Source organism: Enterobacter sp. JMULE2 (assembly GCF_013337145.1).
Classification (GTDB): domain Bacteria; phylum Pseudomonadota; class Gammaproteobacteria; order Enterobacterales; family Enterobacteriaceae; genus Enterobacter; species Enterobacter mori.
In genome coordinates this window covers 104,665-131,113 of record NZ_SGWD01000016.1, presented here as the reverse complement: position 1 = coordinate 131,113, position 26,449 = coordinate 104,665, and the positions used below count along the sequence as shown (strand labels likewise).

The 26,449-nt window shown below is 58.8% G+C and carries 21 protein-coding genes and 1 pseudogene; 12 read left to right on the top strand and 10 right to left on the bottom strand.

Going from position 1 to position 26,449, the window contains the following annotated elements:
• Positions 1 to 45: 45 nt before the first annotated feature.
• Genes EXW94_RS20665 through iolB form a run of 6 tightly spaced genes read left to right on the top strand, consistent with a single transcriptional unit; the run spans position 46 to position 7,429 of the window.
• The gene (locus tag EXW94_RS20665) at positions 46 to 1,593 is read left to right on the top strand and encodes a sugar ABC transporter ATP-binding protein (protein WP_174340898.1); all 1,548 of its coding nucleotides are present in this window, start codon (positions 46 to 48) and stop codon (positions 1,591 to 1,593) included.
• Positions 1,594 to 1,604: 11 nt separating this feature from the next.
• Complete coding sequence (locus EXW94_RS20660; protein ID WP_010433895.1) at positions 1,605 to 2,633, top strand: ABC transporter permease; 1,029 nt, start codon at positions 1,605 to 1,607, stop codon at positions 2,631 to 2,633.
• Between the two features lie 8 nt (positions 2,634 to 2,641).
• Positions 2,642 to 3,775 carry a Gfo/Idh/MocA family protein gene (locus EXW94_RS20655; RefSeq protein ID WP_174340897.1) on the top strand — a complete coding sequence of 378 codons (1,134 nt, stop codon included), beginning with the start codon at positions 2,642 to 2,644 and terminating at the stop codon, positions 3,773 to 3,775.
• A gap of 12 nt (positions 3,776 to 3,787) precedes the next feature.
• The gene (iolC, locus tag EXW94_RS20650) at positions 3,788 to 5,692 is read left to right on the top strand and encodes a 5-dehydro-2-deoxygluconokinase (RefSeq protein WP_174340896.1); all 1,905 of its coding nucleotides are present in this window, start codon (positions 3,788 to 3,790) and stop codon (positions 5,690 to 5,692) included.
• Between the two features lie 12 nt (positions 5,693 to 5,704).
• Positions 5,705 to 6,595 carry a myo-inosose-2 dehydratase gene (gene iolE / locus EXW94_RS20645; protein ID WP_174340895.1) on the top strand — a complete coding sequence of 297 codons (891 nt, stop codon included), beginning with the start codon at positions 5,705 to 5,707 and terminating at the stop codon, positions 6,593 to 6,595.
• 9 nt (positions 6,596 to 6,604) lie between these two features.
• A complete protein-coding gene (gene iolB, locus EXW94_RS20640; protein ID WP_174340894.1) occupies positions 6,605 to 7,429 on the top strand; it encodes a 5-deoxy-glucuronate isomerase in 825 nt (274 codons plus the stop codon).
• Positions 7,430 to 7,518: 89 nt separating this feature from the next.
• Here the strand turns inward: iolB and EXW94_RS20635 are convergent, their stop codons facing one another.
• Genes EXW94_RS20635 through EXW94_RS20625 form a run of 3 tightly spaced genes read right to left on the bottom strand, consistent with a single transcriptional unit; the run spans position 7,519 to position 10,022 of the window.
• Positions 7,519 to 8,262: an alpha/beta fold hydrolase gene (locus EXW94_RS20635; RefSeq protein ID WP_174340893.1), complete on the bottom strand. Its 744-nt coding sequence runs from the start codon at positions 8,260 to 8,262 to the stop codon at positions 7,519 to 7,521.
• An 11-nt stretch (positions 8,263 to 8,273) separates the two neighbouring features.
• Positions 8,274 to 8,741, bottom strand: a complete 468-nt coding sequence (locus EXW94_RS20630) for a DUF6130 family protein (protein ID WP_174340892.1) — start codon at positions 8,739 to 8,741, stop codon at positions 8,274 to 8,276.
• A gap of 51 nt (positions 8,742 to 8,792) precedes the next feature.
• On the bottom strand, positions 8,793 to 10,022 hold the full coding sequence (locus EXW94_RS20625) for an MFS transporter (RefSeq protein ID WP_174340891.1): 1,230 nt from the start codon (positions 10,020 to 10,022) through the stop codon (positions 8,793 to 8,795).
• A gap of 97 nt (positions 10,023 to 10,119) precedes the next feature.
• On the opposite strand from EXW94_RS20625, the gene EXW94_RS20620 reads away from it, so the two are divergent.
• The gene (locus tag EXW94_RS20620) at positions 10,120 to 11,010 is read left to right on the top strand and encodes a LysR family transcriptional regulator (protein ID WP_174340890.1); all 891 of its coding nucleotides are present in this window, start codon (positions 10,120 to 10,122) and stop codon (positions 11,008 to 11,010) included.
• On the opposite strand, the gene EXW94_RS20615 is transcribed toward EXW94_RS20620, so the two are convergent.
• On the bottom strand, positions 11,007 to 11,195 hold the full coding sequence (locus EXW94_RS20615) for a YfgG family protein (RefSeq protein WP_174340889.1): 189 nt from the start codon (positions 11,193 to 11,195) through the stop codon (positions 11,007 to 11,009). The two genes, EXW94_RS20620 and EXW94_RS20615, sit on opposite strands and share 4 nt — an antisense overlap.
• 352 nt (positions 11,196 to 11,547) lie before the next feature.
• On the opposite strand from EXW94_RS20615, the pseudogene EXW94_RS20610 reads away from it, so the two are divergent.
• A pseudogene (locus EXW94_RS20610) lies at positions 11,548 to 13,787 on the top strand (EAL domain-containing protein).
• 4 nt (positions 13,788 to 13,791) lie between these two features.
• Here the strand turns inward: EXW94_RS20610 and ppx are convergent.
• The 4 genes from ppx to purM all read right to left on the bottom strand — a co-directional run bounded on the left by ppx (position 13,792) and on the right by purM (position 19,277).
• Positions 13,792 to 15,330 carry an exopolyphosphatase gene (gene ppx, locus EXW94_RS20605; RefSeq protein WP_089597845.1) on the bottom strand — a complete coding sequence of 513 codons (1,539 nt, stop codon included), beginning with the start codon at positions 15,328 to 15,330 and terminating at the stop codon, positions 13,792 to 13,794.
• Positions 15,331 to 15,333: 3 nt separating this feature from the next.
• Positions 15,334 to 17,394, bottom strand: a complete 2,061-nt coding sequence (gene ppk1 / locus EXW94_RS20600; protein ID WP_010433862.1) for a polyphosphate kinase 1 — start codon at positions 17,392 to 17,394, stop codon at positions 15,334 to 15,336.
• A gap of 207 nt (positions 17,395 to 17,601) precedes the next feature.
• Positions 17,602 to 18,243, bottom strand: coding sequence for a phosphoribosylglycinamide formyltransferase (gene purN / locus EXW94_RS20595; protein ID WP_120157733.1), 642 nt, complete (start codon positions 18,241 to 18,243; stop codon positions 17,602 to 17,604).
• Complete coding sequence (gene purM, locus EXW94_RS20590) at positions 18,240 to 19,277, bottom strand: phosphoribosylformylglycinamidine cyclo-ligase (RefSeq protein ID WP_174340888.1); 1,038 nt, start codon at positions 19,275 to 19,277, stop codon at positions 18,240 to 18,242. Before purM ends, purN begins: the two co-directional genes overlap by 4 nt.
• 266 nt (positions 19,278 to 19,543) lie before the next feature.
• On the opposite strand from purM, the gene EXW94_RS20585 reads away from it, so the two are divergent.
• From EXW94_RS20585 to EXW94_RS20570, 4 genes are all read left to right on the top strand, one after another.
• Positions 19,544 to 20,974, top strand: a complete 1,431-nt coding sequence (locus tag EXW94_RS20585) for a 6-phospho-beta-glucosidase (protein ID WP_108416700.1) — start codon at positions 19,544 to 19,546, stop codon at positions 20,972 to 20,974.
• A gap of 216 nt (positions 20,975 to 21,190) precedes the next feature.
• The gene (gene upp, locus EXW94_RS20580) at positions 21,191 to 21,817 is read left to right on the top strand and encodes a uracil phosphoribosyltransferase (protein ID WP_174340887.1); all 627 of its coding nucleotides are present in this window, start codon (positions 21,191 to 21,193) and stop codon (positions 21,815 to 21,817) included.
• A gap of 83 nt (positions 21,818 to 21,900) precedes the next feature.
• Positions 21,901 to 23,190 (top strand): uracil permease, encoded by a 1,290-nt coding sequence (gene uraA, locus EXW94_RS20575; RefSeq protein WP_089597849.1) that lies wholly within the window; start codon positions 21,901 to 21,903, stop codon positions 23,188 to 23,190.
• Positions 23,191 to 23,284: 94 nt separating this feature from the next.
• Positions 23,285 to 23,986, top strand: coding sequence for a DnaA inactivator Hda (locus tag EXW94_RS20570; protein ID WP_211438414.1), 702 nt, complete (start codon positions 23,285 to 23,287; stop codon positions 23,984 to 23,986).
• Between the two features lie 87 nt (positions 23,987 to 24,073).
• Here the strand turns inward: EXW94_RS20570 and EXW94_RS20565 are convergent, their stop codons facing one another.
• Together EXW94_RS20565 and EXW94_RS20560 are read right to left on the bottom strand one after the other, a co-directional pair.
• On the bottom strand, positions 24,074 to 25,492 hold the full coding sequence (locus EXW94_RS20565) for a M17 family metallopeptidase (protein WP_174341021.1): 1,419 nt from the start codon (positions 25,490 to 25,492) through the stop codon (positions 24,074 to 24,076).
• Positions 25,492 to 26,448, bottom strand: a complete 957-nt coding sequence (locus tag EXW94_RS20560) for a N(4)-(beta-N-acetylglucosaminyl)-L-asparaginase (RefSeq protein ID WP_120157738.1) — start codon at positions 26,446 to 26,448, stop codon at positions 25,492 to 25,494. Before EXW94_RS20560 ends, EXW94_RS20565 begins: the two co-directional genes overlap by 1 nt.
• Position 26,449: the final 1 nt, after the last annotated feature.

Here is a 26,449-nt window from a genome sequence, read left to right as displayed (position 1 = left end):
GTCCCGAGCCGCCTTTGGCGGCTCATCATGAGGAGGAGCAGACCGATGTCGCAACCCTTACTGAAAGTGACCGACCTGGCAAAAAGCTTTTCCGGCGTCTGGGCGCTGAGCAGCGCTCAGCTGACCGTCGGCAGCGGAGAAATTCACGCCCTGCTGGGGGAAAACGGGGCGGGGAAATCCACGCTGCTGAAGGCGCTCGCGGGCGCGCAGCCGCAAACGCGCGGGGATATCTGGTTCAACGGCGAAACGCTGCCGGTGGACGACTCCCCGGTGGCGCGGCAGAACAAGGGCATTATTACCATCTATCAGGAATTTAACCTGCTGCCCAACATGACCGTCGCGGAAAACATGTTTCTCGGGCGCGAGCCGCGTAAACGTAACCTGATCGTCGACGAAAGGGCGGTTAACCAGGAGGCGCAGGTCATTCTCGATTACCTGCAGCTGAACGTTGCGCCGACAACGCCTGTCGCCCGTCTGAGCGTGGCCCAGCAGCAGATGGTGGAGATCGCCCGGGCGCTGACCCTCAACGCCCGGTTAATCATCATGGACGAACCTTCCGCCGCGCTGAGCGATAGCGAGGTGGAAAGCCTGCACCGCGTGGTGCGGGAGCTTAAAAACCGCGGCGTGAGCATTATCTATGTTACCCACCGGCTGCACGAAGTTTTCCAGCTCTGCGATCGCTTCACCGTTTTCCAGGACGGCCGCTTCACCGGTACCGGCGCGGTGGCGGAGACCAACGTCGAACAGCTGATTCGCCTGATGGTCGGACGCGACGTGGCCTTTAACCGCCGTCCCGCCAGCGAAACCCACCATGAGGATAAACCCATCCGTCTGGCGGTGAAGGGACTGAGCCGCGAAAAGCCGCCGCTGGATCCGCACGGCATCGCCCTGCACGACATCAGCTTCCACGTCCATGCCGGGGAGGTCCTGGGCATTGCCGGGCTGGTGGGCGCGGGACGTACCGAAGTCGCCCGCTGCCTGTTTGGCGCAGATGCCTTTACCTCGGGGAGCTTTGAGCTGGACGGCGTGCCGTACCAGCCTCGCGATCCGCTGTATGCCCTCGACCACGGTGTGGCGCTGGTGCCGGAAGATCGTAAAAAAGAGGGGGCGGTGCTGGGGCTGTCGATTCGCGACAACCTGTCGCTCTCCTGCCTCTCCTCGCTGCTGCAGTGGCGCTGGTTTGTGAACACCCGCAAAGAGGACGATCTGATTGAGTCCTACCGCCAGGCGCTGCAGATCAAAATGGTCAACAGCGCGCAGGAGGTGCGCAAGCTCTCCGGCGGCAACCAGCAAAAAGTGATCCTCGCGCGCTGCATGGCGCTTAATCCACGGGTGCTGATCGTCGATGAGCCGACGCGCGGCATCGACGTGGGGACCAAATCGGAAGTGCACCAGGTGCTGTTTGACATGGCGAAAAAGGGCGTAGCGGTGATCGTGATCTCCTCCGATCTGCCTGAAGTGATGGCGGTGTCTGACCGGATCATCACCCTCAGCGAAGGCCGGGTGACCGGCGTGATCCACGGTGACGACGCTAACGAAGAACGGCTGATGACGATGATGGCCATCAACCACAACGCCCTGAACGCGGCATAACGGAGTTTCTCATGACGCAGATGATTTCTAAAACGCAGGCCCCGGTCAAACGCGCCGGACGCATCGATCCCATCGCCTTCTTCGAGCGCTTCGGGGTGCTGATTTTCATGATCCTGCTGCTGATCTTCTTCCAGTCGCAGAACAGCAACTTTTTCTCTGAACGCAATATTTTCAACATCCTGACCGAAGTGTCCATCTACGGGATCATGGCCGTGGGGATGACCTTCGTCATTCTGACCGCCGGGATCGACCTCTCCGTGGGCTCCATTCTGGCGGTGTGCGCCATGACCGCGGCATACGTAATCAAGGGCGACAACTTCACCACCGTCGACCCGAACGCCTGGGGCGGCATGAGCTGGCTAATCGGGCTGGGGATTTGTCTGGCCATGGGCACGGCGATTGGCTTCCTGCACGGTCTGGGCGTGACCCGTCTGCGCCTGCCGCCGTTTATCGTCACCCTCGGTGGGATGACCATCTGGCGCGGCCTGACGCTGGTGATTAACGACGGTGCGCCGATCGCCGGTTTCGACCCTGGCTACCGCTGGTGGGGACGCGGGGAGCTGCTCGGCATCTCTATTCCGATCTGGATCTTCGCCATCGTCGCCATTGGCGGTTATCTGGCGCTGCACAAAACCCGCTGGGGCCGCTTCGTCTACGCCATCGGCGGCAACCCGGAGGCGGCGCGCCTGGCGGGGGTCAACGTCAAGCGCGTGCTGGTCAGCGTCTACGTGCTGATTGGCTGTCTGGCGGGGCTGGCGGGCTTCATCCTGAGCGCGCGTCTGGGAAGCGCCGAGGCGGTGGCCGGGATCTCCTTTGAGCTGCGCGTCATCGCCTCGGTGGTGATTGGCGGCACCTCGCTGATGGGCGGCTACGGGCGCATCGGCGGCACCATTATCGGCTCCATCATCATGGGTATTCTGATTAACGGCCTGGTGCTGATGAACGTCTCGGCCTACTACCAGCAGATTATCACCGGATTAATTATCGTTCTGGCGGTGGCATTCGATACCTATGCCAAGAGCCGTCGCGGCGCACTGTGAGGATCACGATGAAAGAGGTTCGTATTGGATTAATTGGCACCGGGTATATCGGCAAGGCGCACGCTATCGCCTATGCCCAGGCCCCGACGGTATTCAACCTGCGCGGCAGGCTGGTGCGCGAGATGGTGGCGGAAGTCACGCCGGAGCTGGCGGCAGCGCGCGCGCAGGCGTTTGGCTTCAACCGCTCCACCGGGGACTGGCGGGCGCTGGTGGCCGACCCTGCCATTGATGTGGTGGATATTTGTTCACCCAACCATCTGCATAAAGAGATGGCGCTGGAGGCGATCCGCCACGGCAAGCACGTCTACTCGGAGAAGCCGCTGGCGCTTAACGCCCACGACGCGCGCGAGATGGTCGACGCCGCGAAGCGAGCCGGGGTGAAAACGCTGGTGGGGTTCAACTACATGAAAAACCCGACGGCGCAGCTGGCGAAGGAAATTATCGCCCGCGGCGAGATTGGCGAGGTGATCCACTTCTACGGCACCCACAACGAAGACTATATGGCCGACCCGCTGTCGCCCATTCACTGGCACTGCTTTAAAGAGACCGCCGGGCTGGGGGCGCTGGGTGACCTCGCGGCGCACATCGTCAATATGGCCCAGTACCTGGTGGGGGAAATCGAGCAGGTCTGCGGCGACCTGAAGATCGTGGTCCCGGAACGCCCGGCGAAAGCCGGTTCGTCGGAGATGATTGCCGTCGAAAACGAGGATCAGGCCCACGCGATGGTGCGCTTCGCGGGCGGAGCGCAGGGCGTGATTGAAACCTCCCGCGTTGCCTGCGGCCGCAAGATGGGGCTGTCGTACGTCATCACCGGGACGAAGGGCGCCATCAGTTTTACCCAGGAACGCATGGCGGAGCTGAAGCTCTATCTGCATGACGATCCGGTAAACCGTCAGGGGTTCCGCACGCTGCTCGTCGGCCCGTCACACCCGGACTACGCCGCGTTCTGCATGGGCGCAGGCCACGGGATTGGTTTTAACGATCAAAAAACGGTGGAGGTGCGCGACCTGGTGGACGGGATTGCCGCCGACGTGCCGATGTGGCCGGACTTCGAAGAGGGCTGGAAGGTGTCGCGCGTGCTGGACGCGATTGCACTCTCGCACCAGGAAGGCCGCTGGCTGAACGTGAACGACATTGTCTGAAGAGGTATCAACGTGGAAAAGCAGTTTGATGTGATATGCATGGGCCGCGTGGCGGTAGACCTCTACAGTCAGCAGATTGGTGCCCGTCTGGAGGACGCGTCGAGCTTCGCCAAATATCTCGGCGGGTCGTCCGGCAACGTGGCGTACGGCACCGCCCGTCAGGGTTTACGTTCGTCGATGCTGGCGCGCGTCGGCGATGAACATATGGGCCGCTTCCTGCGCGAAGAGCTCAACCAGGTGGGCTGCGATACCCGCCATCTGATTACCGATAAACAACGCCTTACGGCGCTGGTGCTGCTCGGCATTAAAGACCGGGACACCTTTCCTCTGATTTTTTATCGCGATAACTGCGCGGATATGGCGATTACCGCCAGCGATGTGGACGAAAGCTACATTGCCTCCGCCCGTTGTCTTGCCATCACCGGGACGCATCTTTCTCACCCGCAGACCCGCGAGGCAGTGCTGACGGCGCTGGGCTATGCCCGCCGTCACGGCGTGCGCACGGTGCTGGACATCGATTATCGTCCGGTGCTGTGGGGGTTGACCGCCTTAGGCGACGGCGAAACGCGCTTTATCGCCGCCGATAAGGTCACCCGCGAGCTGCAGGAGGTACTGCACCTCTTCGACGTTATTGTTGGCACCGAAGAGGAGTTTCACATTGCGGGCGGCAGCACGGATACCCTGCAGGCGCTGGGGCAGGTGCGCGCCGTCAGCGACGCGACGCTGGTCTGTAAACGCGGCGCGCTCGGCTGCTCGGTCTACACCGACGCCATTCCGTCCCGGCTGGACGACGGCCTGACGGTGACCGGCGTGCGCGTGGAGGTGCTGAACGTCCTCGGGGCGGGGGACGCGTTTATGTCCGGCCTGCTGCGCGGCTACCTGAACGACGAGGGCTGGGAGCAGGCGTGCCGCTACGCTAACGCCTGCGGCGCGCTGGTGGTCTCGCGCCACGGCTGCGCCCCGGCGATGCCGAGCAAAATCGAGCTGGATGACTATCTCTCCCGCGCTGCGGATGTGCCGCGCCCGGATCTCGACCCGCGTCTTAACCATCTCCACCGGGTGACCACCCGCCGCCGCGAATGGCCGGAGCTGTGCGTGATGGCCTTCGACCACCGCAGCCAGCTAGAGGATATGGCGATGCAGTGCGGCGCGTCGCTTAAGCGCATTCCGGCGCTGAAGCAGCTGATCCTGCAGGCCAGCCGCGAGGCGGCGAGCCGTGCCGGGCTGGCGGGCAAAGCCGGTCTGCTGTGCGACGGTACCTTTGGTCAGGACGCGCTGAACGCCATCACCGGCGAAGGGTGGTGGATTGGCCGCCCCATTGAGCTGCCGGGCTCCCGGCCGCTGGAGATGGAGCACGGCAACATCGGCACCCAGCTTATCAGCTGGCCGCAGGAGCACGTGGTGAAGTGCCTGGTCTTCTTCCACCCGGAAGACGCCCACGGCCTGCGCCTGGAGCAGGAGCAGAAAATCGCCGAGGTGTACCACGCCTGCTGCCAGTCCGGGCACGAGCTGCTGCTGGAGGTGATCCTGCCCGCCAGCATGCCGCGCAGCGACGAGCTCTACCTGCGCGCCATCTCCCGCTTCTACAACCTCGGCATTTACCCGGACTGGTGGAAGCTGCCGCCGCTCTCGGCCGACGGCTGGACGGCGCTGAGCGAGATTATCGAGCGCCGGGACCCGCACTGCCGCGGGGTGGTGATCCTCGGCCTGGACGCTCCGGCGGAACAGCTGCGCGCCGACTTTAAAGCCGCAGCGGGGCAGACGGTAGTAAAAGGCTTCGCCGTGGGGCGCACGCTGTTTGGCGATGCCTCCCGCGCGTGGCTGAAGCACGATATTGACGATGCGCAGCTGGTGGCGCGCATCCGGGACAACTATCTGCAGCTTATCGCCTGGTGGCGCGAGCGCGGACACGCATAAATGGAGACGACAATGAGTGTGCAATTAGGCATTAACCCGCTGACGTGGACGAACGACGATCTGCCTTCTCTCGGTGCGGAGACGTCGCTGGAGACCTGTCTGAGCGAAGGGAAAGAGGCCGGTTTCGCCGGTTTCGAGCTGGGCAATAAGTTCCCGCGCGAAGCGCGCCTGCTTGGCCCGATTTTGCAGCGCCACGACCTGCAGTTGGTCTCCGGCTGGTACTCCGGCCGCCTGCTGGAGCGCAGCGTGGAGGAGGAGATCGCCGCCGTGCAGTCCCACCTGACGCTGCTGCGCGAGCTGGGGGCGAAGGTGCTGGTCTTTGCGGAAGTGAGCGGCTGCATTCACGGCGAGCAGCAGACCCCGGTGCATCTGCGCCCGCGCTTCCCGCAGGCGTGCTGGAAGGAGTATGGCGAGAAGCTCACCGAATTTGCCCGCTACACCCAGCAGCAGGGCGTGCAGATTGCCTACCATCACCATATGGGCACGGTGATTGAGTCCGCCGAGGACGTGGACAACCTGATGACTCACACCGGGGAGGCGGTTGGATTGCTGCTGGATACCGGCCATCTGACCTTTGCCGGGGCCGATCCGCTGGCGGTGGCGCAGCGCTGGGCGTCGCGCATCAACCACGTTCACTGCAAAGACGTGCGCGCCGACGTGCTGGCGGACGTGAAAAACCGCAAAACCAGCTTCCTCGATGCGGTGCTGAGCGGCGTGTTTACCGTGCCGGGTGACGGCTGCGTCGATTACCCGCCGATTATGCGGCTGCTGAAGGCGCAGGATTATCACGGCTGGCTGGTGGTCGAGGCGGAGCAGGATCCGGCGATAGCCCATCCGCTGACCTACGCCCGTCTGGGCTATAACAACCTGAGCCGTCTGGCCCGCGACGCCGGACTGATTTGAGGAGGGAACATGTCACGTCTGTTATCACGCTGGCATCAGCCGAATGCGGAGGGGCGCACCCAGTCCGTCACGCCGGAACGCGCGGGGTGGGGGTACGTCGGATTTGAGGCGTATGAGCTGCAGGAGGGGCAGACGCTGACGCTGCCCGCCGTCAGCGAAGAGCGCTGCCTGGTACTGGTCGCCGGGCGCGCCTCCATCAGCACGCCTTCCGCGCAGTTTAACGACATCGGCGAGCGTATGAGCCCGTTCGAGCGCATCAAGCCGTGGGCGGTTTACGTCACCCCGCAAGAGACGGTGCAGGTGAAGGCGCTGACGAAGCTGGAGCTGGCGGTCTGCGCCGCGCCGGGCAAAGGCACGTATCCGACGCGGCTGATTGCCCCGCAGGATATCGACGGCGAGGCGCGCGGCAAGGGCAACAACCAGCGCTACGTGCACAACATTTTGCCGGAAGACAAGCCCGCCGACAGTCTGCTGGTGGTGGAGGTGTGGACCAATGAGGGCTGCACCAGCTCGTACCCTAGTCACAAGCACGACACGGATAACCCGCCACAGGAGACGTATCTGGAGGAGACCTACTACCATCGCCTCAACCCGGAGCAGGGGTTCTGCATGCAGCGCGTCTACACCGACGACAGAACGCTGGATGAGTGTATGGCGGTCTATAACCGTGATGTGGTCATGGTGCCGAAGGGCTACCATCCGGTGGCGACGATGGCCGGGTATGACAGCTACTACCTCAACGTGATGGCCGGTCCGGTGCGCAAATGGATGTTCACCTGGGAAGAGGACCACGCGTGGATTAATCGGGATTATCCCGCGGAGAGGGGCGGCTGAGGCGGCCTTTCTTGTCGGGTGGCGCTGCGCTTACCCGACCTACGAAACCGTAGGCCCGCGCAAGCGCAGCGCCGCCGGGCGAATTGCCCTCAGCGCATCCGCCTCGCCTGCTCAATCGTGCGGGCGATGGCGTCCGGCTGGCTCACCATCGACACATGGCTCGCCGCCACCTCGGTGGTTTTCGCGTGGATCGTCTTCGCCATCGCGCGTTCAAGCGCCGGGTTAATCATCCGGTCATTCTGACTCACCACATACCAGCTTGGTTTGTTGTGCCACGCGGCGTGAGTCACTTTTTCTGCAAAAGCTTCGCCCTTTATTGGCCCCTGCGTGGCCGCAATGGTCTGTTGTTCACCCGGTTTCACGTCAGGCGCGAAATCCTTCCTGATGGCTTCCGTCGGCAGGTATAAATATCCGTCCGACGTTTTGGCAATGTCTGCGCTGCCCGGCGGCGCGGGGAAGCTTCCTGCCAGATCCGCCGTCGACTGGCCGGAGTTCGGCGCGAACGCCGCCACATACACCAGCGATTTTACCCGTGCATCGTTGCCCGCCTCGCTAATCACGGTGCCGCCCCAGGAGTGGCCTACCAGCACCACGTCACCCTGCGCACGGGCGATGGCCCGCTTTGTGGCCGCAACGTCATCCTTAAGCGAGGTGAGCGGCAGCTGCACGGCAATGACCTCTGCGTGCTGTTTCTGCAACAGGGTAATCACCTTATTCCAGCTGCTGCCGTCGGCAAAGGCGCCGTGCACCAGCACCACGCTGGTTTTACTCTGCGCAAAGGCGCTGGCGGACAGCGCCAGCAGGCCTGCCGTCAGTACAGTCAGTGCTTTCATTCTGGGGTTCCTTAAAAATGGTGGACCGCCGCGTGGGGCGGGACGGTGAATTCAAGGGTTTTGTGGTCGAGCGGCTTATGCGTCGGGTCGGCCAGAATAATCGTCACCTTGTGCTTACCGGCGAGCAGCCCCACCAGGATCACCGGCTCTCCGCTGGCGTCAGCCCAGTGCCACGGCGCGCCGTCCACCACCACGTGAATGTGCCCGATGCGCGGGGTGACCTTGAGCGCGTCGGGGCCGAATACCGGCTCGATGCGCAGGTTTTCGGCCCGGTACTGGATAAACACCGCGCCTTTGCTTAGCGGCCCGGCAAGCGGCGGATCGACGATCAGTTTTGCGGGCGGTTGCGGCTGTGCCAGCGGGGCAACGGCGGCGGGGCCGTTAACGTCCGCGGCGCTCAGATTGTCCAGCGGTGTGGCCCGGGCATGGGCTACAGATGCCAGGACAAGCAGGGGGATAAGTGCATAGCGACGAATCATCAGGTTCTCTCCTCATCGGTTCTGAATGGCGACAGGGAAAGAAAACCATTTTTATGTATCGGAGATATTTGCCGGAGGCGGCGTTTTGTACCCGTTTGTCAGCGCAGGGTTCTGGATACAGTGCGATACACTTTGCCTGCGTGGACAGCGCACAATCGCTATCGCCAGCCCGGCAATCACCAGCGTCAGCCCCGTTGAAACCCACATTGCACCCGCGATCCCCAGCGTTTTATTCAGCCACGCATAGGCAAACGGTGAGGCTGCCGCCATCAGCTGGCCGGGGATAAGCAGCATGCCGGTGCGGCGGGCATAGCTTTCGGTGCTAAACAGCTCCAGCGGCAGCGTGGCTTTCACGATGGTTACCAACCCGTTGATGGCACCGTAACCCAGCACAAACCCGGCTGCGCACCAGGCAAACTGGGAACTGCTTAGCCCAACCAGAAAGCAGAGGGGCATGGCGAGTGCGGTGAAAAGCGTGAGTTTGAAGGGGGTTAAGCGGGCACCCGCCAGCACTTCCAGCGAGCGAGCAGCCGTCTGGCCAATCCCCCACAGCATGCCGATGGCGACCGGCAGCCCGAAGTGGGTGATAAACTCCGGCAGATGGGTAGAGGTGCCGTTAGAGACAAAGGTGATAAGGGCAATGAAGGCGGCATAAAGCCAGCCGTTACGTCGTTCATTGCTCTGAAGCGACGCGGTGGTTTTCGCGGTTACCGTCAACCGCTGGTGGGGAAGCGAGAGAATCAGCGTCGCGCTCAGCAGGCCGAAGAGAGCATAGACGTGTAGCGCTTCCTGCCAGCTCATCACCTGAAGCAGACCATCGCCCAGCGGCCAGAAGATAGCGGAGGCCAGTCCGCCCGCCAGCGTGACGCGTGAGATTGTTCTTCGCGCCTGCTGTCCGTAGAGATTCACCAGCGCGGCGAATAGCGCATCGTACAGCGACAGGCGCATCCCAACGCCGCACAGTAGCCAGGCGCAGTACCAGCCAGACAGCGTCTGGGTATACGCCATACCCGCGCAGCTAGCGGCAATCAGCAGCGTGCCGCTCATTACCACCTTCTGACCGCCAAAGCGCGCCAGCAGGCGGGCAACAAACGGCGAAACCGCCGCCATCACCAGCATCGCCAGCGTCAGGCCAAGGTAAATCTGCGGGGACGACCAGCCCCGGTCGGCTGAAATCGCCAGCGCTAAAGTGCCGGGCATATAAAACGAGATCCCCCAGTTGATGAGTTGATTACATCCCGCCATGAGGGCAAGGTGGCGAGGCAGGGTAGGTGTTTCCATCGTCTTTCATTCCGTTATGCAGTTGTCCAGAGCATAGCGAGCGCGGTATTGTGCTGGCAGGTCAGCAACCTTATGCGCGGTATAAGAGAAACTTTGAATGACGACGCTTAATCTGGGCTATCTCGCCACGTTCCGTCTGGTGATCCTGCGAGGCAGCTTTTCAGCGGCGGCGGATGTGCTGGGCATTTCCCAGCCCGCCGTCAGTCTGCAAATACGCCAGCTGGAGCAGTTTCTGCAAACGCGTCTGGTGGAGCGTACCGGGCGGGGGATTAAAGCAACGGCTGCCGGGCAGGCATTGCTGGTACACGGTGAGCGCATTGAACAGGCAGTCGATGAAACCCTTCGTTCCGTTAGCGCGTTCAATCACGACGTCAGCGGCACCATTACGCTTGGCACGGGCGCGACCGCCTGTATTCATCTTCTGCCGCCATTGCTGCAGCAACTGCGCAGTGACTATCCCCTTTTACGTGTAGGCGTGACGACGGGCAATACGCTCGATATTGTTCGCGCTATCGAAGAAAACCGACTCGATATGGGACTGGTGACGCTGCCCGTCAGCGGGAGGGCGCTGGACGTGATGCCGGTGATGGAAGAAGAATTCGTATTTATCGCGTCGCAGGCGCAGCAGGCGATGTTTACAGACTTAAGGCCTGATGCACTCCATACGCTACCGCTGATTGCCTTTGAGTCGGGCAGCGGAACCCGGGCATTGATTGACGGCTGGTTTGAGGCAAGTGGCTTAACGATTGCACCGGCTATGCAGCTCGGCAGCATTGAGGCTATCAAACGGATGGTGCGTTCGGGGCTTGGCTACAGCATCGTGCCGAAAATGGCGGTGGAGCAGAAGGCAGACCGTGAAGGATTATGCGTCAGTTCTCTCTCGCCCGTACTGCAACGGCATCTGGCTGTGGTGATGCGTCAGGATAAGATCCTTAGCAAAGGGATTTCAGGCATTATTCGGATCCTGCAACAGCATCCGGAACGCTAGCGTTCGGGCGTTTCGACGGTCAGGCTGGTTTGCTGCGTCTGGATTTTGTCCTGGTGGTGATACCAGGCGCCGATGGAGGAGTAAACAAAGCGGCCAAAGAAAAACAGGAAGCTGATGAGCAGTATGATGCGGGTCATCCGGGTGTTAAATCGGTGTCGTTTGTGCATACGCGTGGCCTGACTCACTGTGTTTTTCCTGGGTATACCCTTCCGGGCGATGCGGATATTAAGGCACAGCGGGAAGAAAGGGTCAATTCTGCGATGTGTAAATAACCGTCAATGTTTACATTAATTCATGTTATTAAAAATAATATATCTATTTATCGTATTGATAAGTTCAGGAAAAAGAGCCTAAAAAATCATAAGAAAGGTTTATTTGAATAAATTAGTTTGATTTATGTCAACGGTTTCCCTGCGCCGATAATTAAAATCCTTCCTCCACTGCGTCCGTTCCGTACATTGCCGGACGACGAGTATGTCAGGTTGGATGCCTGTCTTCTTATACCCTCTGGAACGAAAGGGTTTTAAACGGGCATCTATGAACATTCTCTCTATCCTGAAAAAAATAAAGATCGCTGGTGGGCTCTGCCGTTTATATTACCCATCGCGCTGTTGCCTGTTCTTAGTGTGGTAAATACCTTCGCGCAACTGGGCGACGGTATTGTGACGCTCTACTATTTACCTCTCTTTTTCCTGCTTTCACTGATGATGTTTTTTGGTCTGGAAGCCCTTCCCGGGATCGTGTTAGCGCTGTTTTTCCGTTACTACGCGTCTGTTGGGATGTTTGAAACGGTCGCAGGGATTTTCCATTTTATCATCCCTTTAGTGCTCAGCTGGGGCGGTTACCGCGTGTTTGCCCCACGACGCAATATGACGGCCTATGGGGATATACGGCTGATGGCGCAGCGCATTTTCTGGCAGGCTTTCTGCCCGGCAACACTGTTTTTGCTGCTGTTTCAGTTTGCGGTTTACCTTGGCATCTATGAGAGCCGTCAGAGTCTTGCGGGATTAAACCCCCTTAACATACGAACGCTCATTAACTATCAGGCGCTGCTGGTCAGCGGACTGACCGGCGTTCCGCTGAGCTATCTGCTCATTCGCCTGATACGCCATCCTCGCTACATTCACGGGCTTATGTCCCAAATACGCGCCCAGATAGACAAAAAAGTGACGGCCGTTGAGCTGGTGATTTGGGCTATAGCACTGGCTGGGCTGCTTTCGCTGCTGCTGCAGCCGATGAATGAAAACAGCTCAATTTTCAGCACCAACTACACCTTATCGCTACTGATGCCGGTGATGCTCTGGGGAGCAATGCGCTTTGGCTATAAGCTGATGTCGATAATCTGGACGCCGGTGCTGCTGGTGTCGATTCACTTTTTCTACCGCTACATTCCGCTGCACCAGGCCTATGACATTCAGCTGGCCATCACCTCATCCAGCTATCTGGTCTTTTCGTTTGTGGTGATTTATATGTCGATGCTGGCGACACGCCAGCGTGCCGTGAATACGCGATCCCGCAGGCTGGCGCTGCTCGACCCGGTGGTGCACATGCCCAACCTGCGCGCGTTGTCGCGCGAGCTTGCTAAAAACCCCTGGTCGGCGCTGTGCTTACTGCGCATCCCGGAACTGGAAGTGCTGGGGCGCAACTACGGTGTGCTGCTGCGCATTCAGTACAAGCAGCAGCTGGCGCACTGGATTAATGGCACGCTTCAGCACAATGAGCGGGTCTATCATCTGACCGGTTGCGACCTGGCGGTGAGGCTCAACGCCGAGTCGCATCAGCAGCGTATTGATACTCTGGATGAACATATCAAGCAGTTCCGCTTTCTCTGGGACGGTATGCCCTTGCAGCCTCAGGTGGGCGTCAGCTACTGCTATGTCCGCTCTCCGGTTAACCATCTTTATCTGGTTCTGGGGGAATTGGGCGTTGTTGCCGATCTGTCGCTCTCGACCAACCACCCTGAGAATCTCCAGCAGCGTGGTGCCGTACATTTACAGCGCAGCCTGAAAGATAAAGTCGCGATGATGAGCCGCCTGCAAAGTGCGCTCGATAAAAACGCGTTCACTCTGATGGTTCAGCCCGTTCGCGGCCTGCGCGGCGATTGCTATCATGAAGTGCTGCTCAGGATGCCAGACGAGAACGGGGAATTAATTTCTCCCGATCGGTTCCTGCCCGTCGCGCAGGAGTTTGGGCTGTCATCACGCGTCGACCTGTGGGTACTGGAACATACGCTACGCTTCCTGGCAGAGCATCGTGACAGGCTGCCCGGTCAACGCTTTGCCATTAATCTGGCCCCTCCAACCGTGTGCAGGGCGCAGTTTCCGCTCGAGGTGAGCCGCCTGCTGACACAATACGCCGTGGAGGCGTGGCAACTGATCGTTGAAGTGACAGAGTGCAGCACTTTCGGCAGCGCGCAGCAGGCGGAACAGACCCTCAGACAGCTGCAAAAAATGGGGGTGCGCATTGCAATTGATGATTTTGGAACCGGCTACGCGAGCTATGCGCGGCTGAAAAGCGTGGACGCCGACATTCTCAAAATCGACGGCAGCTTCATTCGCAACATCGTCAACAACAGTCTGGATTATCAGATAGTGGCGTCGATTTGCCATCTGGCGCGAATGAAGAACATGCTGGTGGTGGCGGAGTATGTGGAAACTGAAGAGATACGTAGCGCGGTGCACGCGCTAGGTATCGATTATGTACAGGGCTATCTGATCGGCAAGCCGGTTGCACTTGAATCCTTGCCTGAAGAAGAGGCGTCTCAGGCAGACGCCTGAGACATTACGCCGCGACGTCGGCGCTCTCTTCTTCAATTTTGAGCAGCCAGCCGGTGACCGCTTCCCAGTATTGCTGCTCTTTTTCCAGATCCAGCAGTACCAGCGCGTTCTGGCTAAACCAGTCGTGCGGGAAGCTCAGCGTCCAGTGGTGGTCGTCTGTTTTCAGTTTTAACGTTGGGGGCGTCGTCGTCGCCTGACGCTGGTTATTGAGCAGCACGCCCAGACGCAGCAGCTGAATAAGCGGCAGGAACTGCTTTTTCTTGAACAGCGTGAAGCGTGGCAGATCGTCGAGCTTGATGGCTTTACGGTGGTAGCGCACCAGGGTGGCCATCATGGTCTGCTGCTCCTGGTTGAAACCCGGCAGATCGCTGTTTTGCAGAATATAGGCCGAATGGCGATGCATCCCGCTGTGATTGATGTTCAGCCCCACTTCGTGCAGCATCGCGGCCCATTTCAGCAGGGCGGCAAGCTGCGGATGTGCCAGCTTCGGATTCTGCTCCTGCCACTGATCGTAAATCTGCTCCGTGGTTTCCAGTACGCGCTTCGCCTGTTCGCGGTCGATGTTGTACTGGTTCGCCAGGCTCTGCGCGGTGCGGCTGCGAATGTCCTGATGGCGGAAGCGGCCCTCCATCTCGTACAGCACGCCTTCACGCAGCGCGCCGTCAGAAAGACGCAGCTCCTTAATCGCCAGCGCATCAAACACGCCGCACAGGATCGCCAGCCCCGGTACGAAGACCGATTTCCGCTCATCGGACAGGCCCGGCAGGCTCAGGGCATCGAAGCTTTTATGCTTCAGCACTTCTTCGGTGAGCAGAACCAGACGCTCAGGGGTAATAATTCCGTCTTTTTCACCCATTGCCAGCAGCACTTCATGGGCGGCTTTAATCGAGCCGGATGCACCCAGCGCCACGTTCCAGCCCTGAATGCGATACTGCCACGCCAGGTTTTCCAGCTTCTGGATGGCTGCCATGCGCGCGCGCTGGAAGTTTTCGCGGGTTATGGTGCCGCCCGGGAAATACATCTGCGCGAAGCTGACGCAGCCCATGCGGCGGCTTTCCACCAGACGCGGCTCGAAGTCTTCACCAATCACCAGCTCCGTTGAGCCGCCGCCGATGTCGATCACCAGCTTGCGGCCTTTCTCCGGCTGCGTATGCTCCACGCCCATAAAAATCAGACGCGCTTCTTCGTTACCGGAAATAATCTCAATCGGGTAGGGGATAACCTTCTCTGCGCGCTTGAGAAACTCCGGCGCATTCAGCGCCTGACGCAGCGTATGCGTTCCCACGATGCAAACGCTGGAGGGTGAAAAACCCTGCAGGCGTTCCGCAAACAGCGACAGGCAGTTTAAGCCGCGCTCCATCGCCTCTTCGCTGAGCATGCTGCGCGCGTCCAGGCCATCGGCCAGATGCACGCGCTGCTTCAGACGACCGATGATCTGTAACGCACCATCTACCTCACGGGCGATGACCATGTGGAAACTGTTTGAACCAAGATCGACCGCGGCAAACTCCTGCGGTCGTGGCGTATTATCATTTATCGGCATAGGTTAATCGGGTTGCTCGAGTGATTTGATGTAATCGTAAATCGCCAGCTGCGACCGCACTTTTCGGCGATTGCCGCGCGGTACGTAGCGATTACTGAGTTCTTTGTCGATATAACGTGCTTTCACCGTATCGCTAAACAAAATCTCGATAATATCGAGGATCTGCTGTTTCAGGCGCGGGTCCAGCAGCGGAGCCGCGACTTCAATTCTGTAATCAATATTGCGCGTCATCCAGTCTGCAGAAGAAAGATAAACCCGCTTGTCGCCTGCATTATCGAAAATGTAGATCCGGTCATGTTCCAGATAGCGGTCAACGATGCTGATCACGCGAATATTGTCGCTGATGCCTTCCAGTTCCGGGATCAACGAACACATACCGCGAATCAACAGATTAACCGGAACGCCGGAGCTGGATGCCGCATACAGCCTGTCCACCAGTCCTTTATCAACGAGGTTGTTGAGCTTCAGCGTGATGCCCGACGACAAGCCGTTCTGCGCGTTGGCGATCTCTTTGTCGATCATATCGTACAGCAGGCGGCGCGAGTTCTGCGGTGACACCAGCAGATAGTCGAAGTTGACCGGGCGGTACGGGTTCTCGATAAAGTTGAATACCCGACGCACTTCGTTGGTGATGCGCGCGTCGGCGGTTAAGAGCGAGTAGTCGGTGTAAATACGCGCGGTTTTCTCGTTAAAGTTCCCGGTACCGATGTGGGCGTAACGCACCACGTCGTCACCTTCTTTACGGGAGATCAGGAACAGCTTGGCGTGAATTTTCAGCCCCGGCGCGGAGAAGATAACGTGCACGCCCGCTTCCGTCAGACGACGCGCCCAGTGGATGTTCGCTTCTTCGTCAAATCGTGCCTGCAGCTCGACCACGACCGTCACTTTCTTGCCGTTGTGCGCCGCGTGGATCATCGCGTCGATGATGCGGGAATCTTTTGCTACGCGGTAAATGTTGATTTTGATCGCCAGCACGTTCGGGTCGAACGACGCCTGACGCAGCAGTTCCAGCACGTGTTCAAAGGTGTGGTACGGATAGTAAAGCAGGACATCGCGCTCGCGGATGGCGTCGAATCCGTTACGGAATTTATCGAACCAAAGGTGGCGCAGGCGCGGCAGTGGTTTGTTCACCAGATTGGCTTTGCCGACGTTCGGGAAGCCAATAAAGTCTTTAAAGTTGTGGTAGCGCCCGCCGGGAATGATCGAGTCGTAGCGGGAGATGGTCAGCTTCTCGCGCAGCATTTCGACCATCGCGTCCGGCATATCGCGCTGATAGACGAAGCGGACCGGCTCGGCCGTCAGACGTTGCTTGAGGCTCGAGGACATCAGCTCCATCAGGCTGGCTTCCATTTCGTGCACCAGGTCATATTCGGCGTCGCGGGTCATCTTCATCGAATAGGCATTTAACGCATCGTAATCGAAGAAGCCTTTGAAGATATCGTCCAGGCAGTAGCGCAGGATGTTATCCAGCAGGATCATCGGCTTGCGACGGCGCGGGGTTTCCGGCGGCAGGTTCACAAAGCGCGGGACCTTATCGGACGGGATCTCCAGCAGCGCGTAGCTGATATTCTCACCGCGAATAATTTCGACCGCCAGATAGGTATAATCGTCCTTCAGGAACTGGACCAGATCGGTTTCGCGGTTAATCAGAATAGGGGTGATGTGCTGGCGCAGATAGTGTTTAAAGTAGTGGCGCAGCCAGGTCTGTTGGTTGGCGGAGAGCTGGCGTTCGTTAATCAGAAAGATTTGGTTGCGCGCCATTTCCAGCAGCAGCTCGTTGTAGAGGCCATCAAATTCCTGATCGGCTTTCATGACGCGAGACTGGATTTTTCCAAGCAGATGGCGCGAGTGCGAATTTAGCCCCTGCTCTTCGCTGATGATGATCCGCCGCTTCAGTTCGGCAAAGCGAACCTTGTAGAACTCATCCAGGTTGTTGGAATAAATGCCCAAAAAACGCATACGCTCGATCAGCGGGTTACTTTTGTCTGCCGCTTCCTGGAGTACACGCTCGTTGAATGCTAACCAGCTTAGCTCTTTCTCGATATATAACTTTTCCTGACCCATTACAGCTCACACTCCAGTTCAATCACAGGACGTGGTAAATCCGTCTCGTCCTTATTATGGCGAGCATTTCCACGATATGTCCAACAGTGCCAGAAAAGTATGACAGTTATTTTTTTTGTTGGGGAATTTAGAGGGTTGGAGAAGGGAATATCGGGTAATGCAATGTACAGGTCGGGTAAGCGTAGCAGCGCCACCCGACATAACAAACTACTCTTCGGCCGCATAACCCTGCGGGGGTAACTTCACGCCGTCCAGCCAGGCTGCGCCGTTGCGCATCTCCAGACGCCCCTCAACAAACCAGCTTACCACCAGCGGGTAAATGGCGTGTTCCTGGGTCTGTACGCGTTCGGTCACGTCGTCTTCGTTGTCGCCGTCAAAGACCGGCACTTTTGCCTGCAGGATCACCGGGCCGCCGTCCAGTTCGTCGGTCACGAAATGGACAGAGGTGCCGTGCTCTTCGTCACCGTTTTCCAGCACCTGACGATGGGTGTGCAGGCCGGGATATTTCGGCAGAAGAGAAGGGTGAATATTCAGCAGACGTCCGGCGAAGTGTTCGACAAATGCCGGGCTCAGGATACGCATGTAACCCGCCAGCACCACCACGTCCGGCGCGTAGGCATCGATCTCCTGCACCAGCTCGCGGTCAAAGGCTTCACGCCCGGCGAACTGGCTGGCTTCCAGCGCGTGCGCAGGAATGTTCGCTTCCCGCGCGCGCTCAAGGCCGAACGCGTCGGCCTTGTTGCTGAAGACTGCCCGAATGGTGCCATTGATTTTCTTCTGTTTGCAGGCGTCTATGATTGCCTGCAAATTGCTTCCGTTGCCGGAAATGAGCACCACGATGTTTTTCATTCAATGACCACACGCTGTTCGGAATCGGAAGCTTTAATCGTACCGATTTTCCACGCGTTTTCACCTTTTTCAGTCAGCAGCTTAACGGCTTTATCCGCTTCGCTTGCCGGCAGGGCGATAACCATACCCACGCCGCAGTTAAAGGTGCGGTACATTTCGTGAGAGCTCACGTTGCCTGCGGTCTGCAGCCAGTTGAAGACGGCCGGCCACTGCCATGAGGATTCGTCGATCACCGCCTGGGTGTTTTCCGGCAGAACGCGCGGGATGTTTTCCCAGAAGCCGCCGCCGGTCAGGTGAGCAATGGCGTGAACGTCGATGCTCTCGATCAGTTCCAGCACGTTTTTCACATAGATGCGGGTCGGTGCCAGCAGGTGGTCAGCCAGTGGTTTACCGTCCAGCTCGGTGGTCAGCGGGTCGCAGCCGCTCACTTCGAGGATTTTACGTACCAGGGAATAACCGTTTGAGTGCGGACCGCTGGAGGCCAGCGCGATCAGCACATCGCCGTCGGCCACTTTGCTGCCGTCGATAATTTCTGATTTTTCTACTACGCCGACGCAGAAGCCTGCGACGTCATAATCTTCACCGTGGTACATGCCCGGCATTTCCGCGGTTTCGCCGCCGACCAGCGCACAGCCGGACTGCAGGCAGCCTTCGGCGATACCGCTAATCACGCTGGCTGCGGTGTCCACATCCAGTTTGCCGGTCGCGTAGTAATCGAGGAAGAACAGCGGCTCTGCGCCCTGTACCACCAGATCGTTCACGCACATCGCGACCAGATCGATACCGATCGTGTCGTGACGTTTTAAATCCATCGCCAGGCGCAGTTTGGTGCCTACGCCGTCAGTACCCGAGACCAGAACAGGTTCACGATATTTTTGCGGCAGCGCGCACAGTGCGCCGAAGCCACCCAGGCCACCCATCACTTCCGGGCGGCGGGTTTTCTTCACCACACCTTTGATTCGGTCAACCAGCGCATTACCTGCGTCAATATCAACACCGGCATCTTTGTAGCTGAGAGAAGTTTTGTTGGTCACGGCTTAAATCCCCACGCGATTGCATAGCTAGTAAGAAAAATCGGCGCAATTCTAACAGTCCAGGCAAACGTTTGCGAGCCTATTCTGGACGTGGGGATCTTTTTTTCTGTCTGTCCCGTGGATGCAGCCAAACTTGACTCTGTTCACGAAAATGAAACCGGTTTCTGAGAACTGCTTGCAACGGGTATTCCCTTTGCACATCATCGAACTGAAACCGGTTTCTGTAATTGTTTTTGCAGAAAATAACGCAGAATGAGGGAAAGCAAATGTCAGGATTTAAAGCAGGTTTTCTGTGGGGTGGGGCCGTAGCGGCGCACCAGCTCGAAGGCGGCTGGAAAGAGGGCGGCAAGGGCGTGAGCGTGGCCGATGTGATGACCGCAGGCGCGCACGGCGTGCCGCGTGAAATTACCAACGGCGTGCTGGACGGTAAAAATTACCCTAACCATGAAGCCATCGATTTCTACCATCGCTATAAAGAAGACATCAAACTCTTTGCCGAGATGGGGTTCAAGTGCTTCCGCACCTCTATCGCCTGGACGCGGATCTTCCCGAAAGGGGACGAGCTTGAGCCTAACGAGGCTGGCCTGAAATTCTATGACGATTTGTTCGACGAGTGCCTGAAGTATGGCATCGAACCGGTGATCACGCTTTCTCACTTCGAGATGCCTTTCCACCTGGTCACCGAATACGGCGGCTGGCGCAACCGTAAGCTGATCGATTTCTTCGTTCGTTTTGCAAAAGTGGTTTTCCAGCGCTACCAGCATAAGGTGAAGTACTGGATGACCTTTAACGAGATCAACAACCAGGCCAACTTCCACGAAGACTTTGCGCCGTTTACCAACTCCGGGCTGAAGTACGCGCCGGGTGAAGACCGCGAGCCGGTGATGTTCCAGGCCGCGCACTATGAGCTGGTGGCCAGCGCCCTGGCGGTGAAGGCGGGACGCGAGATTAACCCGTCGCTGCAGATCGGCTGCATGATTGCCATGTGTCCAATCTATCCGCTGACCTGCGCGCCGGACGATATGATGATGGCGATGAACGCCATGCACCGCCGCTACTGGTTTACCGACGTGCACGTGCGCGGCAGGTACCCGCAGCATCTGCTCAACTACTTCGAGCGTCGCGGCTTCGCGTTGGATATCACCGAAGAAGATAAAGCGGCGCTGACGCAGGGCTGCGTGGACTACATCGGGTTCAGCTACTACATGTCCTTCGCCACCAAGGCGACGGCGGACAACCCGCAGCTGGACTACGACGAGAGCAAAAGCCTGGTCTCTAACCCGTACGTGCAGAAATCCGACTGGGGCTGGCAGATTGACCCGGTGGGGCTGCGCTACTCCCTGAACTGGTTCTGGGATCACTATCAGCTGCCGCTGTTTATCGTTGAAAACGGTTTTGGCGCGATCGACGTGCAGGAGAGCGACGGCACCGTAAACGATCAGTACCGTATTGATTACCTCGCCGCGCATATCAGCGAGATGAAAAAAGCGGTGGTGGAAGACGGCGTGGATCTGATGGGCTACACCCCGTGGGGCTGCATTGACCTGGTGTCTGCCGGAACGGGCGAAATGAAAAAACGCTACGGCTTTATCTTTGTCGATAAAGATAACGAAGGGAACGGCACGCTGAACCGCAGTAAGAAAAAGTCGTTCGACTGGTATAAGCAGGTGATTGCGAGCAACGGCGAGCAGCTATAATTGCCCGGTGGCGCTGCGCTTACCGGGCCTACGGGACGTGTAGGCCGGGTAAGCGTTAGCGCCACCCGGCAGAACCCCGCACCCAAGCCGGAGCCCAGCCTCCGGTTTTTTTGTTTTTGATTGATGTACATCAAGCAAGATGGGTATGGCGCAATCCGAAAAAAGCGGTATAATCCCGCGATTTTTTTGCGGATGCCGCCTCAGAGGAGAAAGAGAATGAAGATTGTGGAAGTGAAACACCCACTCGTTAAACACAAGTTGGGCCTGATGCGTGAGCATGACATCAGCACGAAGCGTTTTCGCGAACTGGCTTCTGAAGTGGGCAGCCTGCTGACCTACGAAGCGACCTCCGATCTGGAAACGGAAAAAGTGACCATCGAAGGCTGGAACGGCCCGGTACAGGTTGAGCAGATCAAAGGTAAGAAAATTACCGTGGTGCCAATCCTGCGTGCCGGTCTCGGCATGATGGAAGGCGTGCTGGAGCACGTGCCAAGCGCGCGTATCAGCGTGGTGGGGATCTACCGTAACGAAGAAACCCTTGAGCCGGTTCCTTACTTCCAGAAGCTGGTGTCTAACATCGACGAGCGTATGGCGCTGGTGGTTGACCCAATGCTGGCAACCGGCGGTTCTATGATTGCCACCATCGACCTGCTGAAAAATGCGGGCTGTAACAGCATTAAGGTGCTGGTGCTGGTCGCGGCGCCGGAAGGGATCGCGGCGCTGGAGAAAGCGCACCCGGACGTTGAGCTGTATACCGCCTCTGTCGACCTGGGGCTGAACGAGCACGGGTACATCATCCCGGGCCTCGGCGATGCCGGCGATAAGATCTTTGGTACGAAATAATCGAATAACGATAAATAAGCCGACTTTGATAGTCGGCTTTTTTTTGAATAAAACACCAACAATACTACACAGAGGAAAACACTATGACGCGCCGTGCTATCGGGGTGAGTGAAAGACCGCCGCTTTTACAGACTATCCCGCTTAGTTTGCAGCACCTGTTTGCCATGTTTGGCGCAACCGTGCTGGTGCCAATCCTGTTCCACATTAACCCGGCTACCGTTCTGCTGTTCAACGGCGTTGGGACGCTGCTGTACCTCTTTATCTGTAAAGGCAAAATCCCGGCGTATCTCGGGTCGAGCTTTGCCTTTATTTCGCCGGTGCTATTGTTGCTGCCGTTGGGTTATGAGGTCGCGCTCGGCGGCTTTATCATGTGTGGCGTGCTCTTCTGCCTGGTCTCCTTCATAGTGAAGAAAGCGGGTACCGGCTGGCTGGACGTGATGTTCCCCCCAGCGGCGATGGGCGCAATCGTTGCCGTTATCGGCCTGGAGCTCGCGGGCGTTGCGGCGAATATGGCCGGTCTGCTGCCTGCTGACGGCCAGTCACCGGATTCCAAAACCATTATCATCTCGCTGGTTACGCTGGGCGTGACGGTTTTTGGCTCCGTGCTGTTCCGCGGTTTCATGGCGATTATCCCGATCCTGATCGGCGTGCTCGCGGGCTATGCGCTCTCCTTCGCAATGGGCGTAGTGGATACGACCCCGATTGCTCAGGCGCACTGGTTCGCGCTGCCAACCTTCTACACCCCGCGCTTTGAGTGGTTCGCTATCTTCACCATTCTGCCAGCCGCGCTGGTGGTGATTGCGGAGCACGTCGGCCACCTGGTGGTGACGGCGAACATCGTTAAGCGCGATTTAATCCGCGATCCGGGCCTGCACCGCTCCATGTTTGCGAACGGTTTCTCCACCATTATCTCCGGTTTCTTCGGCTCCACGCCAAACACCACCTACGGTGAGAACATTGGCGTGATGGCGATTACCCGCGTCTACAGTACCTGGGTTATCGGCGGCGCGGCGATCATCGCCATCCTGCTCTCCTGCGTCGGCAAGCTGGCGGCAGCGATTCAGATCATTCCTGTGCCGGTGATGGGCGGCGTTTCTCTGCTGCTGTACGGCGTGATCGGTGCCTCCGGTATTCGCGTGCTGATTGAATCCAAAGTGGATTACAGCAAGGCGCAGAACCTGATCCTGACCTCCGTTATCCTGATTATCGGCGTGAGCGGCGCGAAGGTGCACATCGGTGCGGCCGAGCTGAAGGGCATGGCGCTCGCGACCATTGTGGGTGTAGGCCTGAGCCTGATCTTTAAGCTGATTTCCGTTCTGCGTCCTGAAGAAGAAATTCTGGATGCGGACGACAGCGAAAAAGCACCCCATTGATCGAAAAGTCGGGCGAGGGATCGCCCGGTTCTCTCCTCGCGGGTTCCGTGTTAAACTCCGTTCCGATTTTATGTAAGATCTGGTTGAGGTACTTCTGAACGGACCGGCACAGCTCTCTCTGCCACTTTATCTCCCTGACGACGAAACTTTCGCGAGTTTCTGGCCGGGTGATAACCCCTCTTTACTGGCTGCACTGCAAAACGTGCTGCGCCAGGATCACAGCGGATACATCTATATCTGGTCACGCGAAGGCGCGGGGCGCAGCCACCTGCTGCATGCTGCCTGCGCGGAGCTTTCAGCGCGCGGTGATGCGGTAGGTTATGTGCCGCTGGATAAACGTACCTGGTTCGTGCCTGAGGTGCTTGAGGGAATGGAACACCTCTCGCTGGTCTGCATCGATAATATCGAATGCGTGGCGGGTGATGAGCCGTGGGAAATGGCGATCTTTAACCTCTACAACCGCATCCTGGAATCGGGTAAAACCCGGCTGCTGATCACCGGCGATCGTCCGCCGCGTCAGCTGAATCTGGGGCTGCCGGACCTGGCCTCTCGTCTGGACTGGGGGCAAATCTATAAGCTCCAGCCGCTGTCGGATGAAGATAAGCTGCAGGCGCTTCAGCTGCGTGCTAAGCAGCGAGGATTTGAGCTGCCGGAAGACGTGGGACGCTTCCTGCTTAAACGGCTTGATCGGGAAATGCGCACGCTGTTTGACACGCTCGATCAGCTCGATCGCGCCTCTATTACCGCCCAGCGCAAGCTGACCATTCCGTTTGTGAAAGATATTCTCAAGCTTTGAGGTTGTTCGCCCGGTGGCGCTGCGCTTACCGGGCCTACGAAATTCTGCCAGACCCTGTAGGCCCGGTAAGGCGTAGCCGCCACCGGGCTAGATATCTCCCATCAGATGCTCCATCAGCAGTGGAATCGGTCTTCCCGACGCCACGCTCCGTCCGTTTTCTCGCCACAGCGCCGTACCGCTGATGTCCAGATGCGCCCACGGGATTGTCGGCGGGCAGAAGTGATGCAGCAGCCACGCCGCCGAGGCGCTGATTGCCGCATTGTTGGTCGGCGTGTTGCACAGGTCGGCGATGGCGCTGTCGGTCTGTTTTTTCAGCCGGGCGTCCAGCGGCAGGGACCACACTTCATCGCCGCTCTGCTTACCCGCCAGCGTCAGCGCCGCGCGCAGCGGTTCATCCTGCGTCATTAATCCGCTCAATTCATAGCCTAGCGCTTTGACGACTGCGCCGGTTAAGGTCGCCATATCAATAATATAGCGCGCCTGCGGATGGCGCTGGCTGGCCCAGGCGATGGCGTCCGCCAGCACCAGTCGGCCTTCGGCATCGGTGTTGTTGATTTCCACCGTGGTGCCGTTACAGGCCATTGCCACCGTGCCGGGCTGCATGGCGTCCGGCCCGACGGCATTTTCCGCCAGCGCCAGCACGCCCATGATGCGTACGGGCAGCGCCAGCTCGGCAACGGCCAGCATCAGCCCCAGCACGTTGGCCGCGCCGCACATGTCGTATTTCATGGTGTACATGCCCGCGCCGTCCTTCAGCCACAGGCCGCCGGTATCGAAGGTAATGCCTTTGCCGACATAGCAGCGCACCGGGCAATCGCTGGCACCGTCATAATGAATCGCCAGCAGGCGAGGCGGACAGGTCGCCCCTTTGCCGACGGCGTGCAGCAGCCCCAGACCTTGCTCAACGATTTGCTTTTCATCCAGCGCTTCACACCGCAGGGCAGGGAAGGCGGCACACAGTTTTTGCGCCACTTCCACCACAAACTGCGGCGTGCAGCGATCCGACGGCGTATCGGCCAGACGTCGCGCCGCGACCATGCCGTGGGCGATGGCCTGCTGCCGGCGGAAAATAGCCGCCAGTCGGTCCTGCTGTTCGGGTAAGCAGAGCGCGGTGATATGTTCAAGACGGACCTTGTCACTGGTTTTCTTCAACTGCAAATCACTCAGCCTGTGCGCCTGGTTAAACAGAAAGCGCAGTACCTGCGCAAGCACCACATCGTCGATATTAGTCACGTCCAGTATCAGCTCGGGGCTGACGGGCGAGGCCAGCAGCGGGCGCAGCGCCGTCAGTAATCCTTCGGTCAGTCTGTCCTGCCAGAGCGCATCCGGTAGCAGGGTGATTCGGGCAAACGGGGCACAGCCAAAGCGGGTATCTGCGATGCCGTCTGACTCGCGCATTTCTGCGACAAGTGCATTTTGCGGCAGAAGGTGACTGCCCGCGCGGGCAATCAAGTGGCTCTGCGGATTTGCGTCAGAAAGCGCGGTGATAAACTGATACGTAATCATCATGACTCCTCAATCGGCGCGCGGATCCGCGCGGCGTAGGCCTGCATCCACTCCTCATCCACGGCGTGAAAGTGCGTCTTTTCCTGCAGGCGCTCGGTACGATAAACGGTGAGAGGCTGGCGGGCCGTTGCGACCACGAACGAGAAGGTTTTAATGTTGGTTGCCGCGCCGAACTCGCCCCCGTTATTCATGCATACCACGGAGAGATCGCCCACGCGGCCGAAGCGCGACATCAGCTTGTCCTCCAGTTCGAACACCACGGAATCTGCCGCCTGCTGTGGCGTCATACCCTGCGCCATCCTGCGGACGATTTCGTAGCTGGTGCAGCCTTTCATCAGATCTTCACCGACGCCCGTGGCGGTGGCGGCGCCGGTTTCGCTGTCGCAGTAAAAGCCGGAGCCAATAATGGGCGAATCACCAATGCGGCCGCGCTTTTTCATAAACAGGCCGCTTGTGGAGGTGGCGACGCTCATCGAGCCCTGCTTATCAAGGCCGATAATGCCCACGGTGTCATGTCCGTCGTAAGGGCTTAAGCCTTTATCCAGCGTTTCGCGGCAGCGTTTGCGGTAGTGCTGCATGGCGCGGTCAGTGAGCATGGTTTTATCGGCAAAGCCCTGGCTCAGCGCCCATTCCCGCGCGCCCTGGCCGACCAGCAGGCTGTTGTAGCGCTGGCGGCTGAGCGCGTGCGCCACGCGCACCGGGTTGGCGATATCCACCAGATTGCCCACGGCGCCAAAGGCCAGCGTGTCGCCGTCCATATAGGCGGCGTCCAGCTCCACCTCGCCGTTTTCGGTGGGTAGTCCGCCGTAGCCGACGGATTTATAAAACGGAAAGTCCTCGACGGCGGCGACGGCATCCACCACCGCCGGAGCGACAGGTTTGCCCGCAGCCAGCGCAGATGCAGACTCCGTGACGCCTTCAAGCGCCATTCGCCAGGTTGCGATAATTCCCCACATG

Coding starts and splice junctions, on each gene's coding strand:
- purN (WP_120157733.1), bottom strand. CDS start 18,243: ATGAAAAACATCGTGGTGCTCATTTCCGGCAACGGAAGCAATTTGCAG.
- EXW94_RS20655 (WP_174340897.1), top strand. CDS start 2,642: ATGAAAGAGGTTCGTATTGGATTAATTGGCACCGGGTATATCGGCAAG.
- EXW94_RS20635 (WP_174340893.1), bottom strand. CDS start 8,262: ATGAAAGCACTGACTGTACTGACGGCAGGCCTGCTGGCGCTGTCCGCC.
- upp (WP_174340887.1), top strand. CDS start 21,191: ATGAAGATTGTGGAAGTGAAACACCCACTCGTTAAACACAAGTTGGGC.
- iolE (WP_174340895.1), top strand. CDS start 5,705: ATGAGTGTGCAATTAGGCATTAACCCGCTGACGTGGACGAACGACGAT.
- uraA (WP_089597849.1), top strand. CDS start 21,901: ATGACGCGCCGTGCTATCGGGGTGAGTGAAAGACCGCCGCTTTTACAG.
- ppk1 (WP_010433862.1), bottom strand. CDS start 17,394: ATGGGTCAGGAAAAGTTATATATCGAGAAAGAGCTAAGCTGGTTAGCA.
- EXW94_RS20665 (WP_174340898.1), top strand. CDS start 46: ATGTCGCAACCCTTACTGAAAGTGACCGACCTGGCAAAAAGCTTTTCC.
- ppx (WP_089597845.1), bottom strand. CDS start 15,330: ATGCCGATAAATGATAATACGCCACGACCGCAGGAGTTTGCCGCGGTC.
- EXW94_RS20585 (WP_108416700.1), top strand. CDS start 19,544: ATGTCAGGATTTAAAGCAGGTTTTCTGTGGGGTGGGGCCGTAGCGGCG.
- EXW94_RS20625 (WP_174340891.1), bottom strand. CDS start 10,022: ATGGAAACACCTACCCTGCCTCGCCACCTTGCCCTCATGGCGGGATGT.
- EXW94_RS20630 (WP_174340892.1), bottom strand. CDS start 8,741: ATGATTCGTCGCTATGCACTTATCCCCCTGCTTGTCCTGGCATCTGTA.
- EXW94_RS20660 (WP_010433895.1), top strand. CDS start 1,605: ATGACGCAGATGATTTCTAAAACGCAGGCCCCGGTCAAACGCGCCGGA.
- EXW94_RS20560 (WP_120157738.1), bottom strand. CDS start 26,448: ATGTGGGGAATTATCGCAACCTGGCGAATGGCGCTTGAAGGCGTCACG.
- EXW94_RS20565 (WP_174341021.1), bottom strand. CDS start 25,492: ATGATTACGTATCAGTTTATCACCGCGCTTTCTGACGCAAATCCGCAG.
- iolB (WP_174340894.1), top strand. CDS start 6,605: ATGTCACGTCTGTTATCACGCTGGCATCAGCCGAATGCGGAGGGGCGC.
- EXW94_RS20620 (WP_174340890.1), top strand. CDS start 10,120: ATGACGACGCTTAATCTGGGCTATCTCGCCACGTTCCGTCTGGTGATC.